The sequence below is a fragment of the Paenibacillus sabuli genome (assembly GCF_014705605.1).
In the GTDB taxonomy this organism is placed as follows: Bacteria; Bacillota; Bacilli; order Paenibacillales; family Paenibacillaceae; genus Paenibacillus_D; species Paenibacillus_D sabuli.
Genome location: NZ_JACXIZ010000074.1, coordinates 1 through 16,532, shown reverse-complemented (window position 1 = coordinate 16,532; position 16,532 = coordinate 1). Strand labels below are relative to the sequence as shown.

Annotated in this window: 12 protein-coding genes and 1 pseudogene; 9 read left to right on the top strand and 4 right to left on the bottom strand. The window is 63.6% G+C overall.

Annotated features, from left to right (window positions below; translation table 11 throughout):
• The first annotated feature begins 512 nt into the window (after nucleotides 1–512).
• The 5 genes from IDH44_RS25545 to IDH44_RS25525 all read left to right on the top strand — a co-directional run bounded on the left by IDH44_RS25545 (nucleotide 513) and on the right by IDH44_RS25525 (nucleotide 7,113).
• Entirely contained in the window at nucleotides 513–1,421 is a 909-nt protein-coding gene (locus IDH44_RS25545; RefSeq protein WP_190921651.1) for a L,D-transpeptidase family protein, read from the top strand.
• Between the two features lie 530 nt (nucleotides 1,422–1,951).
• A complete protein-coding gene (locus tag IDH44_RS25540) occupies nucleotides 1,952–2,914 on the top strand; it encodes an ABC transporter permease (RefSeq protein ID WP_190921650.1) in 963 nt (320 codons plus the stop codon).
• Between the two features lie 34 nt (nucleotides 2,915–2,948).
• Entirely contained in the window at nucleotides 2,949–3,824 is an 876-nt protein-coding gene (locus tag IDH44_RS25535; protein WP_190921649.1) for a carbohydrate ABC transporter permease, read from the top strand.
• Nucleotides 3,825–3,897: 73 nt separating this feature from the next.
• Nucleotides 3,898–5,994, top strand: coding sequence for an alpha-amylase family protein (locus tag IDH44_RS25530; RefSeq protein ID WP_190921648.1), 2,097 nt, complete (start codon nucleotides 3,898–3,900; stop codon nucleotides 5,992–5,994).
• A 579-nt stretch (nucleotides 5,995–6,573) separates the two neighbouring features.
• A complete protein-coding gene (locus IDH44_RS25525) occupies nucleotides 6,574–7,113 on the top strand; it encodes a GNAT family N-acetyltransferase (RefSeq protein ID WP_317890259.1) in 540 nt (179 codons plus the stop codon).
• Nucleotides 7,114–7,615: 502 nt separating this feature from the next.
• Here IDH44_RS25525 and IDH44_RS25520 read toward each other — a convergent pair.
• From IDH44_RS25520 to IDH44_RS25505, 4 genes are all read right to left on the bottom strand, one after another.
• Nucleotides 7,616–7,855, bottom strand: coding sequence for a hypothetical protein (locus IDH44_RS25520; RefSeq protein ID WP_190921647.1), 240 nt, complete (start codon nucleotides 7,853–7,855; stop codon nucleotides 7,616–7,618).
• A gap of 113 nt (nucleotides 7,856–7,968) precedes the next feature.
• Nucleotides 7,969–10,311: a helix-turn-helix domain-containing protein gene (locus IDH44_RS27285; protein ID WP_190921646.1), complete on the bottom strand. Its 2,343-nt coding sequence runs from the start codon at nucleotides 10,309–10,311 to the stop codon at nucleotides 7,969–7,971.
• Nucleotides 10,312–10,481: 170 nt separating this feature from the next.
• Nucleotides 10,482–12,065 (bottom strand): extracellular solute-binding protein, encoded by a 1,584-nt coding sequence (locus IDH44_RS25510; RefSeq protein WP_190921645.1) that lies wholly within the window; start codon nucleotides 12,063–12,065, stop codon nucleotides 10,482–10,484.
• Nucleotides 12,066–12,423: 358 nt separating this feature from the next.
• Nucleotides 12,424–13,332, bottom strand: coding sequence for a helix-turn-helix domain-containing protein (locus IDH44_RS25505; RefSeq protein ID WP_190921644.1), 909 nt, complete (start codon nucleotides 13,330–13,332; stop codon nucleotides 12,424–12,426).
• Nucleotides 13,333–13,522: 190 nt separating this feature from the next.
• On the opposite strand from IDH44_RS25505, the gene IDH44_RS25500 reads away from it, so the two are divergent.
• The 4 genes and pseudogenes from IDH44_RS25500 to IDH44_RS25485 all read left to right on the top strand — a co-directional run.
• On the top strand, nucleotides 13,523–14,251 hold the full coding sequence (locus tag IDH44_RS25500) for a ThuA domain-containing protein (protein WP_190921643.1): 729 nt from the start codon (nucleotides 13,523–13,525) through the stop codon (nucleotides 14,249–14,251).
• Nucleotides 14,252–14,338: 87 nt separating this feature from the next.
• Complete coding sequence (locus tag IDH44_RS25495; RefSeq protein WP_190921652.1) at nucleotides 14,339–15,394, top strand: Gfo/Idh/MocA family protein; 1,056 nt, start codon at nucleotides 14,339–14,341, stop codon at nucleotides 15,392–15,394.
• Between the two features lie 91 nt (nucleotides 15,395–15,485).
• A complete protein-coding gene (locus IDH44_RS25490) occupies nucleotides 15,486–16,358 on the top strand; it encodes an NAD(P)-dependent oxidoreductase (protein WP_190921642.1) in 873 nt (290 codons plus the stop codon).
• Nucleotides 16,351–16,532 (top strand): annotated as a pseudogene (locus IDH44_RS25485) (hypothetical protein); the annotation flags it as partial. The gene IDH44_RS25490 and the pseudogene IDH44_RS25485, both read left to right, overlap by 8 nt.

Here is a 16,532-nt window from a genome sequence, read left to right as displayed (position 1 = left end):
GCTATGCCAATGGCGTGGAGAAGACCGACGCGGTGCCGATCCGGATCATCGGCCATGTGCTCGAGTCGGTGCAGGTGCACCGGCGGCAGTGAGGAGACGGCACGGAGACCTCGAGAACAAGCGCCACCTCCCCCGACAACAGAACCGGAAACCCAAAAGCACCCGAGCAAGGCTATGATGGCCATGGTCGGGTGCTTTTTTTTGGGAATTGTATGGATACAGGCTGGCGAACTGCTGGAGGCGAGATAGCCCGCCTGCTTGGCCAATCGGTCGAGCCCGATCGAGCATACGATTTGGGCCGAGTACAAGGGGGGCTTGGCACTGCTCATCGGAAACTGTGCCATCTGCGTCTTATTCGAATCGGAAGGTCTCGATACGCGAATATTTGTTTCAATTCGTCTTGTCAGGTGTGATTAAGGAATGTAAAGTAAAATTATCCATCCTGAATCGTAGGCATAGGACGCGCCTGATCGCGGTATCCTGGAGTATTCGGGTCATGAGGAGGAGACCAGATGAGGCAACTGGGAAGACAGACAGCACGACTCGTCCTGGCGCTGGCCGTGCTGCTTACGTGCGCAGCGGGCTTGCACGGCGGGGACGCCGCAGCCGCGCGCAAGGCGCAGGGACAACTGATTATTGTGAACAAGCAAAGCAACGAGCTCGCCTTCTTTGAGGACGGCGAGGTGATCCGGACCTTCTCCGTCGCCACCGGCAAGACCGAGGAGCTGACGCCGGACGGCACCTTCACGATCGTCAACAAAATTAAAAACCGCCCTTATTACACTGACAATATTCCCGGCGGCGATCCAAAAAATCCGCTCGGCGACCGCTGGCTGGGGCTCGATGTGAACGGCACCCCGGGCAACACGTACGCGATCCACGGCAACAATAACGAAAGCTCGATCGGCAAATACGTCAGCGCGGGCTGTATCCGGATGCACAACGAGGAGGTCCGCTGGCTGTACGACCGCATCCAGGTCGACACGCCCGTCATCGTCACGACGACGAGCCTGTCGATGGAAGGAATCGCCGAGAAATACGGCTACGAGGTCGGCGTCTCCGAATTCACCGGCACGCTGCTCGTCAACGGCCGCGAGCCGAAGTTGAACAATTCGATCCTGCTGGTGAACGACCGGATCTTCATCCCGATGCGCGAGTGCTTCACGCTGCTCGGCGCAACGATCCGCTGGAGCCAGGCCGACCGCACGGTGACGGCGATCGCCGGCGATCGCACGATCGTGCATCGCCCCGGCAGCGATACGGCCAAGGTCAACGGCGAGAAGGTCGCCATGACGCCGTCGCGCTACGAGGGCTACAGCGTCATGGTGCCGCTGCGCGACGTCGCCAGACTGACCGGCTACGGCGTCCGCTGGGACAACGCGACGAAGACCGTCACGCTCACCTCGCCGCGGGCGAAATAACGAAGGCGAAGTCATCTGGGCAGCCGAGCCACGGACCGCACGGACCGACCGGACCGCACGAGCCGTTACGGACCGACTGCCCCACGCTACCGGCGGGGCGAAGATCGACACCGCCGAACCGGATCTGATCCGATCCGGATCATGCGGCGCTTATCGGCAAGACATCCCCGTTCGCCCTTAGTCCGTACGCCCTGCGCGTACGGACTTTTTTTGTCTTGCCGCCGGCTGCCTTTTCCGCTGCATCTCCACTCCACCTCGTCCGTACGGCCTCGCACGGCCTCGCACGCATCCGCACGAACTCGCCTTGCCGCCGAACAGCTTCTGTCCCCATGGCTGCACAGACATCCTTTGCCGTCCATGCGCATCAGACTACCTTGTACGTATAGCTCAAGTTATGTCTGTATCCTGCTTCCCTCGCACGGTCTACAATAGCCTCAAGACGCAGATGCCGCCGCGATCGCCGCGGCGGCTGCTCGCTCCTGTCCGGACATGCCGGATGTTAGATTACGACGAGAGAGAGGTGCACCACGATGGACAAAGCGGCCATCTCCGCCGCGCCCCGTCCGGCGGTTCGACCGCAGGGCTACTGGCCCCGCCTGGGACGGCGGCTGTTGCAGTACCGCACGATGTATGTGCTGGCGCTGCCCGGCATCCTGTATTTTTTGCTGTTCAAGCTGGCGCCGCTGTGGGGGCTGCTGCTGGCCTTCCAGAACTTCAATCCGTACCTGGGCTTCTTCGGCAGCGAATGGGTCGGACTCGCGCATTTCGAGGCGCTGTTTACCGATCGCAACTTCTATATGATGCTGCGCAACACGTTCGCGATCAATCTGTTCGGCCTCGTCTTCATGTTCCCGCTGCCGATCATTCTCGCGCTGATGCTCAACGAGGTGCGGCACGAGGCGTTCAAGCGCATCAATCAATCGATTGTGTACCTGCCGCACTTCCTGTCCTGGGTGGTCGTGGCGAGCATGACGTTCTTCCTGCTGTCCACCGATGTCGGCATCGTCAACAAGCTGGTCGGCGAGGCGGGCTTCCCGCGCATCTCCTTCCTGTCCGAGCCGGATTACTTCTGGGGCATGATTACCGCGCAGACGATGTGGAAGGAAGCGGGCTGGGGCACGATCATCTTCCTCGCGGCGATGGCCGGCGTCGATCCGCAGCGCTACGAGGCGGCGGTCGTCGACGGCGCCAACCGCTGGCGCCAGATCTGGCACATCACACTGCCGGCGATTCGGCCGACGATCATCATCTTGCTCATCCTGCGGCTTGGTCAGATGGCCGATGTCGGCTTTGAGCAGATGCTGCTCATGATGAATCCGCTCGTCATGCAGGTTGCAGAGGTATTCGACACCTATGCCTATACGCAGGGCATCCTGCGCGGCCAGATCAGCACCGGCGTCACGGTCGGCATGTTCAAGGGCGTCGTCGGCTTCGTGCTCGTCGTCGGCTCCAATTACATCGTGAAGAAGATGGGCCAGGAAGGCATTTACTAATCCGCGGACCGGCGCCGCGCAAGGAGGACCCGCCATGAGCTTTGTCGCCCAAAAACGTCTGACCTTGTTCGACTGGGTCAATTACAGCCTGCTGAGCTTGTTTTCGCTGCTGTGCATCTTTCCGTTCCTGTACGTATTCAGCGTCAGCTTCACCGATCCGGAGGTGTACGTGCCGCTGCGCTTCTATCTGTTCCCGGAGAAGTGGTCGCTCGCTTCCTATTCGTATATCCTGTCGACCAACAGCTTCCTCAATGCGCTCAAGAGCACGACATTCATCACCGTCGTCGGCACCGTGCTCAATCTGGTCGTCTCCTTCTCGCTGGCCTACGCGCTGACCAAGAAGGGGATGCCGGGGCGCGGCATGATGATGGGCTTCATCGTCTTCACGCTCGTCTTCAGCGCAGGCATCGTCCCGAATTATCTGCTCGTCAAGGAGCTTGGCCTGCTCAATTCGTACTGGGCGCTCATCTGGCCGGTACTGACTAACGCCTGGAGTCTCATTATTATCAAAAGCTTCCTCGAATCGCTGCCGTCCGAGCTGGAGGATGCGGCACGCATCGACGGCTGCTCGGATCTGGCGGTGTTCCTGCGGATCGTCATTCCGCTCTCGATGCCGGCGATTGCGGCGTTCACGCTGTTTTTTGCGGTCACGCACTGGAATACGTACTTCAACGCGCTGATCTACTTGTCCGACTCCAAGAAATGGACGCTGCAGGTGCTGGTCAAGACACTCGTCATCGATACCGACATCGCCGGCATGGCCGGCGCGGGCGGCGACGAGAAGTCGGTGCCGCAGGAGACGATCCGCATGGCCTCCATCGTGCTGGCGATGGCGCCGATCCTCGTCGTCTATCCATTCCTGCAAAAGCACTTCGCCAAGGGCGTCATGCTCGGCTCGGTCAAGGGATAAGCGTATGGTGAGAAAGAAGGCCGACGTGACCGAAATGCGCTTCCGACACAAGGACAAGGAAGGAGAATGGAAAATGAGCAAGCAAGACGAACTGTGGTGGCACAAGCCGCAGCGCTTCGTGCAGACGAATCTGCAGGTGAAGGATACGGACAAGATCGAGCCGCGCCGGCTGGCGCGGCAGATGAAGGAGCTGGGCGCGACCGCGCTCGTCTTCAACGTCGGGGGCATCTATGCCTGGTATCCGTCGCAGGTGGAGGGCCACCACGTCAATGAACACTTGCCCGAGGGACGCGATCTGCTGGCCGAGGTGATCGAGGCCTGCCACGCGGAGGAGCTGCGCCTGATCGCGCGCCTCGACTTCAGCAAGACCGACGATGTCGTCTATCTGCGTCATCCGGACTGGTTCGTGCGAGACGCAGCCGGGCAGCCGCAGATCGTCGGCGGGCGCCGTCCCGGACCGTGGTCGCTGCTGATGACGACGTGCATCAACGGCCCGTATCGCAACGAGGCAGTGGCGATCCCGGTGCTGGAGGAGGTGCTGGACCGCTATGCGGTGGACGGCATTTTTTTCAACGCGCCGCATTATGTACGCTGCTACTGCCGCACCTGCCAGGAGAAGTATATGGCGCGCTACGGCGAGCCGCTGCCGCCGGAGGGCGCGGAGCTGGCGCCGGACTGGGCGTCGGTGTGCATTCGCGACAATATGGACAAGATGTACGGCTACGTGAAGCGGCGGCAGCCGGACCTGCCGATGATCCTGTATTACAATCTGTATCGCGACAACCTGTACGCCCGTCTGGAGACGGCGGACATGCTGTGCACAGAGCCGCAGGACGTGCTCTCCGAAGGCCATCAGCGCATTCCCGAGTTCTGGAAGCCGGCGCTGAGCATCAAGCTCGGCCGCTCGGCGCCGGGCCATCCGGTGCCGCTGGGCATCGTGCACTCCAGCCCGGGCATGGAGTGGCGGCATACCGGGCTGCCGCCGGCGGAGTACCGCTTCTGGCTGTCGCAGATTCCGGCGCATGGCGGCAGCATCTGGCACTCGCTCACCGGCCTCCCGGAGACGATCACGGACAAGCGCATCCTGGAGACGGTCGGCGCATTCAACCAGCAGGTGGAGTGTGTGGAGGACGCGATGCACGGTGCGGCGCCGCTGGCCGAGGTGGCGCTGATGTGGACGGCCGACGCCGCGGCCGAGAGCTGGGCCGACGGGCTGATCAACCGGCAGATTCCGTTCGACGTGCTGCTCGCGGAGCAGGCGACGAGCGAGCGTCTGGCGCGCTACAAGGCGCTCATCCTGCCGGAGGGCATCGCGCTCGGCGACGCATTCGTCGAGGTGCTGGCCGGATATGCCGAGGCGGGCGGTCATGTGCTGCTCGAGGGGGCGGCCCCCGAGCAGCCGCGGCTGCTGGCGCTGCTCGGACTGGCAGGCGGCGCGACGGTCAGCGAGCCGCTGTCGGCGGCCTATCTGCGCTTCGAGGGTGTGGTCGAAGGAACGGCCGAAGGCTCGACCGACGTCGCGATCGACCGCGCGATCGAAGGCACGAGCGGGGACACGGACAATCCGCTGCAGCGCAGCATGGCGCAGACCGAGCTGATCGCCCACCGCGGCCGCGTGCACTACGTGCGGACGGCGAGCGCGTCGGCCCGCGTGCTGGCGACGCTGGTGCCGCCGTTCTCGCCGCTGGAGAGCGTCGGCGCACCCCCGGAGCGGGCCTCGCTGCCGGTTAGTCACACGGACATTCCGCTGGCAGTGCACCACCGGGTCGGCCGCGGCGGCGCGGTGTACCTCGCCTTCTCGCTGAGCGCGCTGCTGGGCGAATTCCGGCTCGGCGAGCATTACCAGCTGCTGGACAATGCGCTAGGCGTCGCGCTCGGCAGCGACCGGCTGCTGCAGACGAGTCATTATCCCGGCCTGCAGACGACGCTCTTCGAGAAGCCGGGGCAGATGCTGCTGCATCTGGTCAACGGCGCGGGGCGGCGGCCGCTGGCGGCTGCGCTGCCGTTGCACGAAATCGCGGTCGACCTGCGCGTCGAAGGCCGCACCGTGACCGGCGTGCGCGAGCTGATGAGCGGCGAGGCGTTGCCGTACACGGTCGCGGGCGGACGGCTGCGGCTCACCGTGGTCCGGCTCGACGTATGGGCGTGCGTGGCGGTGGAGCTGGCGTAGTAGGGGCGTGGCGAGTAGACGCTCTGTGGGCGCTAAGGAGCGAAGTGAGAATTGCGGCGAGTGAACGCTCATGGAGCGCAGGGGAACTGCGGCGAGCGGACATGAGATGATGTGGACGCTAACGGTTGCCATCGAGCTTAAATTGGCGAAAATGGATCGATTTGAAAGCTAACGGTTGTGAGCACGCCTATTTAGCAAAATATGAGCGATTTCCAACGATTTTTATGAAATAGGCGCTGTGGCGACCGTTAGATTTGAAAGCCATCCCCAAGGACACCGTCGGTCTCGCGCCTTGAGCTCAGGGACAACGTCGTCCACCTTGTATTAAGCCTGATGTAGACGTGAGAACAGCGCCGGCCGGCTCTCGCCCTGGCGGGATAGCTGCTCGACGCGTCAGGTTGCGCCCCACTGTATGCTATCCTTACAATAGAAGAAAAGCGTGCGACAAGACAAACCAAGACAAGCATCGGCTGAATTAGGATGCGTCGACCGCATCGACAAGCGCCGAGGTAAGTCGGGATGAGCACGGCCAGCTTTGGGATGCGTAAGTCTGCGCCGCACGAAAGGAGTAGGGATACGGTGAATATATGGGAAGGCGCCAAGGTACGGCTGCGTCCGATCCGCACGGAGGACTGGCAGGCGTTTCACGTCGGGGAGCAGGATTCGGAGGCGGCGCGGCTGTTCGATGCGATCTACTTTCCGCGCTCGGAGGAAGGCAGTCGCGCCTGGGCTGCCCAGCACGGGCAGCGCCGCGCCATCGGCGATGACATGACGCTGGCGATCGAGACGACGGAAGGCGAGCTGGCCGGACGAATCAGCGCGCATGGCTGCAGTGCGCGGCATGGGCATTTCAAGTACGGCGTGCTGGTCTTCCGCCCGCATTGGCGGCGCGGCTACGGCGCAGAGGCGGTGAGGCTGTTGCTCCGTTATTATTTCGAAGAGCTGCGTTACGAGAGGGCGTCAGCCCATGTCTATGCCTTCAACGAAGGCTCGATTGCCCTGCAGGAACGGCTGGGATTCCAGCTTGAGGGGCGTTTGCGCAGCATGATCTACACCGGAGGTACGTATCATGACGAGTACGTGTACGGGCTGTTGCGCGAGGAGTTTACCTTGGCATGATGGAGCATATGAGGTAACCACACCGTAACTCGGGCAAGGCTGCGGCTAATCAGAAGACGGCATTACCCATTGGCACACATCAGCAGCACACATCAGCACACATCAGCACCCATCGGCACACATCGGCACACATCGGTACCCATCGGTACCCATCGGTACCCATCGGTACCCATCGGTACACACTGGCTGAACTGCAAAAGTGCAGTTGAATTTGAGTAAATACGAGATTAGTGGAGGTTGAACTGCAAAAGTGCAGTTGGTTTTTTGAAAAATCATCAATTTTGGTCGTTTTTGGCCGATATCGATAAATTTAACTGCACTTTTACAGTTCATTTTGCAAATTGTTGCGAAGTGGAGCAAATGAACTGTACTTATGCAGTTCGGACTATCGAGTATGGAGAGTGGGCGACAGGAGTAAAGGGGAGACGAGCCGCCTTCGCCGTCATCGCTTGTGCCCTCGCCCGTCACCGCTTGCCATGGCTTCACTATCGCTCGTTTTCGGCTAGCTGATCGGGTGGCAGCCCGCGAACGCATCAATTGCCACCGTCTTGCGGCCCCAACCGCCACGTTCCAGCAGCCCCGTCCGCCACCGCCCCAACCGCCACGTTCCAGCAGCCCCGTCCGTCGCCGCCCCAATTGCCACCGTCTTGCGGCCCCAACCGCCACGTTCCACCAGCCCGCCACCGCCCCAACCGCCACGTTCCACCAGCCCGCCATCGCCCCAACCGATACGTTCCAGCATCCCCGCCGCCCGCCGCCTTCGGCCAGCGGCTCCAGCGGCTTTATCCGCCTGACCTTGCACCGCAGCGGGTAGCAGGCGACGGCGCTCATGCCGCCAACGACATGAGCAGCCGACTACCGCAGCGACATGCGGTACTGCTTGGGCGACATCTGGACGTGGCGCTGAAAGGCGCGGTTCAGGTTGCGCTCGGAGTAGCCGACCAGCTCGGCGATCTGCATGACGCTGTGGTCGGTGTCCTGGAGCAGCTTTTTGGCGCGCTCGACCTTGTAGTTCATCAGATATTCAATGAAGGACATGCCCGCCTCTTGCTTGAAGGTACGGCTCAGATAGGACGGGCTCATGCCGACCAGCTCGGCGCATTCGATCAGCGACGGCATGCCCTGATGGGCTTCGATGTGGCGGCATACCTTCTGCACGGCCAGCGTGGTGGCGTTGGTGCGGATCTCCTCGGTCATGCGGCGATGCAGCGCGAACAGCCGCTCGACGAACCAGGCATGCACCTCGCGGAACGTCTGCCGCGCCTTGAGCTCCTCGAACAGATTGTCTCCGATGCTGTCCAGCACCCCGTAGCCGACCTCCTCCAGCGACTGAATGATCGACGAGAGCAAGATCAGATAGCTCTGCATCGCGGTATTGTACGACTCGCTCGCCCGCAGCCGCGCGTGGAAGGCCTGCAACTGCTCTTCGGCCAGCTGCGCCTCGCCCTGCAGCAGGTACTCGACGATCGCGAGTTCCAGATCCTTGGGATAATTGAACGCGGCCATTCGCCCGGCGCTGCCCCGCTCGCCCTCGTACCGAAAAAGGTGCCGGCTGTCGTCAAGCAGCCGCTGCTGCAAGGCCAGCTGCGCCTCCCGGTAGGCGTCCGATAGCTCTGCCAGGTGCGCCCGCGGCCCGCTGATGCCGATCGAGACGGAGAAGGAGAGATGCGTCAGCAGCGCCTCCCGCACACGCTCGGCATACGCCGTCGCCTGTCGGAGGAGGCCGTCTTCGTCCAGCTCCCGCAGCTCCGTCCGCAGCACGGCAATCGCTTCCTTGTCCGCCTTGCCGAGCGCATAGCCGACGATCTCGCGCTCGGCCTCGAGCAGCTCCTGCATGACATTCTGCAGCGCGAATACGATGACCGGGCCCTCGCTCGGCAGGAAGCGCCGCTCCTTGTCCAGATCGTCGACCTTGACTACGAGCACGGCGAAGCGGCCGTCCGCCGGCAGCTGATATGCGCGCGCTTCCTCGGCGACGGCACGCGCCCCGGGCGGCGACTGGGCGGTCAGCAGCCGCAGCAGGAACTGATCGCGCAGATTGGGCTGAATCCGGGCGATGTAACGGCTGAGCGACTGCGTCTGATCGCTGAGGTAGGTCAGGCTGGAGCGGATGTAGTCGATCTCGTTCTCCCCGCGCGAGAGCCGGCCGTCCTTGCCCTGCCGCAGCTGGGCGCCGTACTGGATCAGCTGGTCGATGGGGCTGTACGCGAGCCGCGTCGAAGCGATCGTCAGCACGAGTCCGAGCAGCAGGATGAGCAGGACGGTGACGAAGATCGACAGCCGCATCCAGGCGAGCTGATCGGTCATCTCGCGCTCCGGGATGATCGAGAGGTAGGTGCGTCCGAGCGTAGTCGTAAAGGACATCGCCATCTGCCGCTCGCCGCGCGCGTCCTTGACGACGAATTGCCCGGGCGTCTCGCCGCGTGCCAGGACGCGGCCGAGCAGGGCGTCCCGGCCGGCCGGCGTGCCGAGCAGGGACGGATCGGAGGCATGCAGCAGCACATTGTCGTCAGCATCGAGCACGAGCATCGTATGGCCGCCGCTGCGCTCGCCCGGGTTGAAGAGCGTCCTGCGGATGTCGCGCTCTCGCACCTGATAGACGAGCAGGCCCTGCACCTGACCGCCGCCGAGCACGGGCAACTGGCGGATGTACGAGATGCTGCCGTCCTGGCGGAAGCCCGGCAGGTAGTGCCAGCCTTCCTTGCGACCGAGCGCCAGCGCGGCGCGGATGTCCGCCTCGTCGGGCGAATCCGCCAGCGAGGAGCCCCCGTAAGCATTGGTCAGCACCGTATCCGAGGCCTGCTCGTAGAACAGGATGTCGTCGACCAGATTGTTGGCGTTTTTGCGCATGAGCAGCGTATCCAGGATCGCCAGCTTGTCCGAATAGCGAGAGGCGAACCCGGCTTGGCCGAGCGCATGGCGCAACAGCGGGTCGAGCGCGAGCTGCATCGACTGGTATTCGATGCGGGTGAATTCATTTTCCGTCCGATCCTTGAGCTGCATCAGCGCGGCCCGGCTATTCTCCTCGAACTGCGTCTTGAGCTTGTCCATCGAGAAGTGATAGTAGGCGCTGCCCAGCACGATGACCGGCAGGGTCACCGACAGGCAGCCCAGCCATACGAGCCTGCGCCAGTAGGGCGTGCCTTGCGGCACCCAGCCGCGCGTCCATGCGCCGAGCTGCGTCAGCCAACGCTTCACATCCATCCCTCCGCTCGTCATGGTCGTCAATAACATCATGGGGTAGAACAACAGCATGGGGGTATACAAAGCAGCAAACCGGACGAAGGCGTCGTCCGGTTGCCGGGGCAGCTGACGTGTATCGGGCCGCCTGAGTGCAAGCTGGCAGGTGCCCGGGTCATACAGCCAGCCTACTGCTGCTCGTGGAAGGCGGCATAGCCTTCGGCGAATTCCTGGTACGCTTGCTTTGCTTCCGGCAGCGCGTTGATTTTCGCGATGAAGGCCTTGTATTCGTCGATTGTGATCTGGCCGACGATCGCCTGCGTCACCATCGACTTCCATTCGCTCTCGTAGCGCGCCCAGACGTTGTTCCACGTGTCGGACATCAGGTAGCCGAACGGATTGACCGTGCCGACCTGATCGAAATGCTCGACCTCGGCGATCTTGGCTTCGTTGTACGCCTTGCTGCCGGAGGCGCTGACGACCTTGCCGTACTTGAGCGAGGCGAGCACGCCGACCTGCTTGCTCGTCGTGTTGATCTCCAGCACGCCCTGCTCATTCAGCACCTTCTGGTCGTCCTCCACCGTGTGATGCACGCCTTCGATGCCGTAATAGGCCAGGTCGGTCAGCTCCTGCGAGGCGCTTTGCTCGAAATAGTCGAGCAGCCGCCATACCTTCTCCTCCGGCACCTTCTTGGAGATCAGGAAGGCGCCGTTGCCTCCGGTCGTCAGCGCGACCGCGGTGCCGCCTGGCCCTTCCATCGTCAGGTTCATAATCTCGGCGTCCGGCTGACCGTTCTTCTTGTTGCTGTCCTCCCATTCCTTGTCCCACCAGATGCTGCGGGCGTAGGAGGCGGCGCGGCCGGTCTTGTACAGCTCTTCGGACTGGGTTCGCTTCATGACCGAGAATTCCTGCGACAAGACGCCGTCCGCATACAGGCCGCGGAACCACTCGATCATCTCCGTGTACTTCGGATTCAGCTGCGTGTAGATGAGGCCGCCCTCGTCGTTGTAGGCGGGATCGAGCGCGCCGAAGCCGGCCGCGAACGATTCGTCGCCGTCGCTGACGATGACGCCGCCGCCGATCAGGCCAAGCGTGTCGTCCTGGCCGTTGCCGTCGGGATCGCCTTCGACGAGCTGCTTGAGCGCCGCCTCGTATTCGTCCAGCGTCGTCGGGACCGGAATATTCAGCTTGTCGAGCCAGTCCTTGCGGATCTTGATGCCGATGTCGATCGGCGAGCGCGAGCCCGGCAGCGAATAGATCTTGCCGTCGATCGTCCGATACTTGTAGGCATTGTCCACGACGTTGTCGCGCAGATTCGGATACGCGCTGAAGTCGCCCAGGAACGGGGTCAGATCCCAGAATGCGCCGCTCTTGATCGCGTTGACGAGCGTCGGCCGGCGGAAGTTCGGCGCGGCCAGCACCTCCGGCAGCTCGGCGGAAGCGAGCAGCAGATCGAGCTTCGTATCGAGATCGCCCGAGGGCACCCATTCCACGTTCAGCTTCGTGTTCGTGCGCGCTTGCCATTCCGTCCAGAAGGCATTGTCCATATCCGGCACTTCATTGTACAGGCCGGCGAACATCTGAATCTCCAGCGGTTCCTCCGCGTTGCTGCCGCTGCCGCCGGTTGCCGTCCCGTCGCTCGCGCCATTGCCTGTGTCGTTGCCGCCGTTGCCTGCCGCTCCGTTATTGGCATTGCCGGCACAGCCTGCGGCCAGCACGAGCGCCAGCGCCGCGGCGAGCAGCCAAGTCAACCTTTTTTGTCCTCGATTCATGTGTCTCTTGCGCCTCCCTTTGGTAGGTCCATTGATCGTCGTGATGCAGCCGGGCGACGGTTCGCCCGTCCTGATCCCATCATACGCGGGGCAGGGCAGGCAAGGTAGAGACATTACTTGACGGCTTCGGGAGAGAAGAAATGTCCGGCCCCAACAGCTGGTCCGCCGGGCCTCGCCGCGTGCCCGCATGCGCCTCGTAGAAGTAAAGTCCGCTCGCGCGGCCCCGGCACCCATACGATCGAAGCGGACAACGCGCACCCGCACGGGTGTCCGGCTCCTGTCCTGTCCGCGCGCCTCGCCTTCGGGCGGCGGATCCCGCCGGGCGCAAGCACGCGTCTGCCGGATCGAAGCGGCTTCGTCAGACCGAGGCGCGCATGCGCTGCTTGAACGCCTTGGGCGAGCAGCGATTGTAGCGCCGGAACAGCTTGTAGAACTGGGCCATGCTCGGAATGCCGGCGGCGGCGGCGGTCTCGGAGATGCTGAGATCGCGGGTGAGCAGCAGCCGCTCGGCGCGCTTGATGCGCTTGTAGTTGACATATTCAATGAAGGACACGCTCATCACCGAGCGGAAATAACGGATGAAGTAATGGTAGCTGAAGTTCATCAGCCGGCAGACGTCCTCCACTGCGATCTTGTCCTGCAGGTGCGCCTCGACATGATCGAGCACCGGCCGCAGCCGCAGCAGCTCGCCGCCGGGATCCTCCTGCAGCAGCCCGCGCGTGTCGCCGCGCAGCAATAGCAGCAGCAGCTCGCGGATCGCCGCGGATACCGCCAGCTCGTAGCCGCGTCGCATATCCTGCGATTCGCGGTAGATGCGCACAATTGCGGAGACGATCTCGCGCCGCAGCGCAGAGTTGTCGCCGAACATGTAATTGAGATCGCCGAGCGGCCGCGTCAGCTCGGAGAAGCACTGCGCATAGGGAAGCGTGCTCGAGTCGAAATGCTGCAGCAGATCGATCTGGAGCACGATGAAGGACACCGGCGAGCCGTCGAGGCTGCGGGTGCGGTGCAGCTGCTTGGAGCCGAGCAGCACGACGTCGCCTTCGCCGAGCGCATAGGTGTCCTCGCGCGTCTGCACCGCGAGTCTGCCCTTCGTCACCGTCAGCAATTCCACTTCCTTGTGATAATGCCAGGGCCGATAGCGGTCGTCGCGATATTCGGTCGCGCCGGTGCGGACCTCCCACACCTTGAGATACAGCAGCGGATGCTGATAGACGACCCGTTCCTCGTTGATCTGCTCGGACTGCGATGCGGCTAGCGTGGTCACACGGATGCCTCCTTGACGACCGTTCCCGGGCGGCCGGTCGCGCTTCGAATTAGCATCAGTATAGCATATTCGTCGCCGCCGATGTCACAATCGGAGAATAATTGCGCATGATTGCCGCTTTCTTTGGCCGTACGGAAAGGCCTATAATCGAGGGAGCATGACGAACCCCTTACAGGAGGCGAATAGACGAATGGCAGAACAATTGAAGGTCACGATCTGGAACGAATATCGGCATGAGCAATCGAGCGATAAGGTGCGGGAGGTCTACCCGCAGGGCATCCACCATGCGATCGGCGAAGGCATGGGCGGAGAATTCGAGCTGGCCTATGCGACGCTGGACGAGCCCGAGCACGGACTGACGCAGGAGCGGCTGGACGCGACCGACGTGCTGATCTGGTGGGGGCACAAGGCGCATCGCGAGGTGCAAGACGAGATCGTGGAGCGCGTGTGCAAGCGCGTACGCGAGGGTATGGGGCTGATCGTGTTGCACTCGGGCCATTTCTCCAAGGTATTCACGAAGCTGATGGGCACGACCTGCAATCTGAAATGGCGCGAGGCCGACGAGAAGGAGCGGCTATGGGTCGTCGCGCCGGGCCATCCGATCGTCGAGGGCATCGGCGAATACATCGAGCTCGAGCAGGAGGAGATGTACGGCGAGCACTTCGACATCCCCCAGCCGGACGAACTGGTCTTGCTGAGCTGGTTCGCCGGAGGCGAGGTGTTCCGCAGCGGCTGCACCTATCGGCGCGGGCAGGGCAAGATCTTCTACTTCCGTCCCGGGCACGAGACGTATCCGACCTACTACAACGAGCAGGTGCGCCGCGTCATCCGCAACGCCGCCGCCTGGGCCGCGCCCTCGACGCGTCCGGCGCCGGTGTACGGCAACAGCAAGCCGCTCGAATCGATCGGCCGGGCCTGAGCGAGAGGAGAACGCGAGATGACACACGCTAACGAGCAAACGACGGCAAGCAAGCAACCAACGGCGGGCGAGCAAACGGCAGCAAGCATGCAAACGGCGCCGGGCGAGCAACCGACCTTCAAGGTCGTCCAGGTCGGCTGCGGCAACATGGCGCGCAAGTGGACGGCCTATGCCGCCCAGCGCGCGGATATGGCCATCGTCGCGCTCGTCGACATTCACCGCCCCGCCGCCGAAGCGATGGCCGAGACGCTCGGGCTCGGGCCGGAGCATTGCTTCACTGACCTGGAGACGGCGGTGAAGGCGAGCGGCGCCAATCTCGTCTTCGACGTGACGATCCCGCAGGTGCACAAGGACATCGTCATGACCGCCGCGGCGCTCGGCTGCGACGTGATGGGCGAGAAGCCGATGGCCGCCTCGATGGCCGACGCCGAGACGATGATGCGGGCGGTGGAGCGGCACGGCCGCAGCTATGCGGTGATGCAGAATCGCCGCTACACCCGGCAGATCCGCGAGGCGCGCGGACTGATCGCCGGCGGCGCGATCGGCCGTCCCGGCTTTGCGACGGCGAACTTCTTCCTCGGACCGCACTTCGGCGGCTTCCGCGAGGCGATGGACAATCCGCTGCTGCTCGACATGGCGATCCACACCTTCGACCAGGCGCGCTATCTGCTGCAGGCCGATCCGGTGTCGGTGTACTGCCACGAGTTCAACCCGGCGCATTCGTGGTACGACGGCAATGCGGCGGCGGTGTGCGTCTTCGAGATGTCGGACGGCTCGGTATTCACCTACAACGGCTCGTGGTGCGCCGAGGGCGCGCCGACCTCCTGGGAGGGCGAGTGGCGCATCAACGGCTCGCGGGGCACGCTGATCTGGGACGGCACTAACCCGCCCTACGCCTCTGCCATCGGGGAGGACGAGGAGCCGGGACGATTCAGCCGCGAGCTGACGCGCCTCGATCCGGCCGAGCCGTATACTGGCCGCGAGGGGCACGACGGCTGCTTCGACGAGATGCTGGCCGCGCTGCGGGAGCGGCGCCGGGCGGAGACGGATTGCACGGACAACATCCACAGCATGGCGATGGTGTTCGGCGCCATCCGGAGCGCCCGCGAGGGACGCCGGATCCCGCTCGCCGCGCGGGATTAGCGCCTCGGCAAGGAATGTCCCTTTCCCGCCGCGGCGGGGGAGGGGTACAATGTAGGGGCAGGCAAGAATCAAGTCAAGGAGGAACCCTATTATGAACGACAAGCAACGGACAATCGGATTCGCCGGGACCGGCGTGATGGGGACGGGCATGGTCCGCAACCTGATGAAGGCCGGCTACGAGCTGCACGTGTATACGCGGACGAAGGCCAAGGCGCAGCCGCTGCTGGACGAGGGCGCGACGTGGCAGGATACGCCGGCGCAGCTGGCCGCGGCGAGCGATGTCGTCATGACGATCGTCGGCTATCCGCAGGATGTCGAGGAGGTCTACTATGGCGAGCAGGGCCTGCTCGGCAGCGCCAAGCCCGGCACGGTGCTGATCGATCTGACGACGTCGAGCCCGGAGCTGGCGCAGCGGCTGGCCGAATCGGCGCGCGAGCGCGGCTGCGAGGCGCTGGACGCGCCGGTATCCGGCGGCGACGTCGGCGCCCGCGAGGGGCGGCTCTCGATCATGGTCGGCGGCGCCCGGGAGACGTACGAGCAGGTGCTGCCAATCCTCGAGGCGATCGGGCAGAACATCGTATACCAGGGCCCGGCCGGAGCGGGCCAGCATACGAAGATGGCGAATCAGATCGCGATCGCCTCGACGATGATGGGCGTAGTGGAGGCGATCCGCTACGCGGAGAAGGCCGGGCTCGATCCGAATACGGTGCTCAGGAGCATCGAGAGCGGCGCGGCGGGCAGCTGGTCGCTGAGCAATCTGGGACCGCGCATGATCAAGGGCGACTTCGAGCCGGGCTTCTACGTCAAGCATATCATCAAGGACATGAGCATCGCGCTCGAATCGGCCGAGGCGCTCGGTCTGGAGGCGCACGGGCTGGCGCTGGCCAAGTCGCTGTACGAGCGGCTGGCGAGCGCCGGCGAAGCGGACAGCGGCACCCAGGCGTTGTACAAGCTGTATGACTGATGCCCCCGCTGCCGGCACCAAGCCGGTCCGTCTGCTGTACGGCCGAGGCGAGCTGGAGATCGAGGTGCCGGCAGGCGCGGTCGTCGCCGCGCCGCGGGAGCTGCCGGGATTGGCGGACGAGCGCGCGGCCGTGCAGGCCGCCATGCGGCGGCCGACCGGCGCCGCGCCGCTGCG

Excerpts from the sequence above, each read along its gene's own strand:
- IDH44_RS25510 (WP_190921645.1), bottom strand. The coding sequence starts at position 12,065 with ATGAATCGAGGACAAAAAAGGTTGACTTGGCTGCTCGCCGCGGCGCTG.
- IDH44_RS25490 (WP_190921642.1), top strand. The coding sequence starts at position 15,486 with ATGAACGACAAGCAACGGACAATCGGATTCGCCGGGACCGGCGTGATG.
- IDH44_RS25535 (WP_190921649.1), top strand. The coding sequence starts at position 2,949 with ATGAGCTTTGTCGCCCAAAAACGTCTGACCTTGTTCGACTGGGTCAAT.
- IDH44_RS25545 (WP_190921651.1), top strand. The coding sequence starts at position 513 with ATGAGGCAACTGGGAAGACAGACAGCACGACTCGTCCTGGCGCTGGCC.
- IDH44_RS25520 (WP_190921647.1), bottom strand. The coding sequence starts at position 7,855 with ATGCTGGAACGTATCGGTTGGGGCGATGGCGGGCTGGTGGAACGTGGC.
- IDH44_RS25495 (WP_190921652.1), top strand. The coding sequence starts at position 14,339 with ATGCAAACGGCGCCGGGCGAGCAACCGACCTTCAAGGTCGTCCAGGTC.
- IDH44_RS25530 (WP_190921648.1), top strand. The coding sequence starts at position 3,898 with ATGAGCAAGCAAGACGAACTGTGGTGGCACAAGCCGCAGCGCTTCGTG.
- IDH44_RS25500 (WP_190921643.1), top strand. The coding sequence starts at position 13,523 with ATGGCAGAACAATTGAAGGTCACGATCTGGAACGAATATCGGCATGAG.
- IDH44_RS25540 (WP_190921650.1), top strand. The coding sequence starts at position 1,952 with ATGGACAAAGCGGCCATCTCCGCCGCGCCCCGTCCGGCGGTTCGACCG.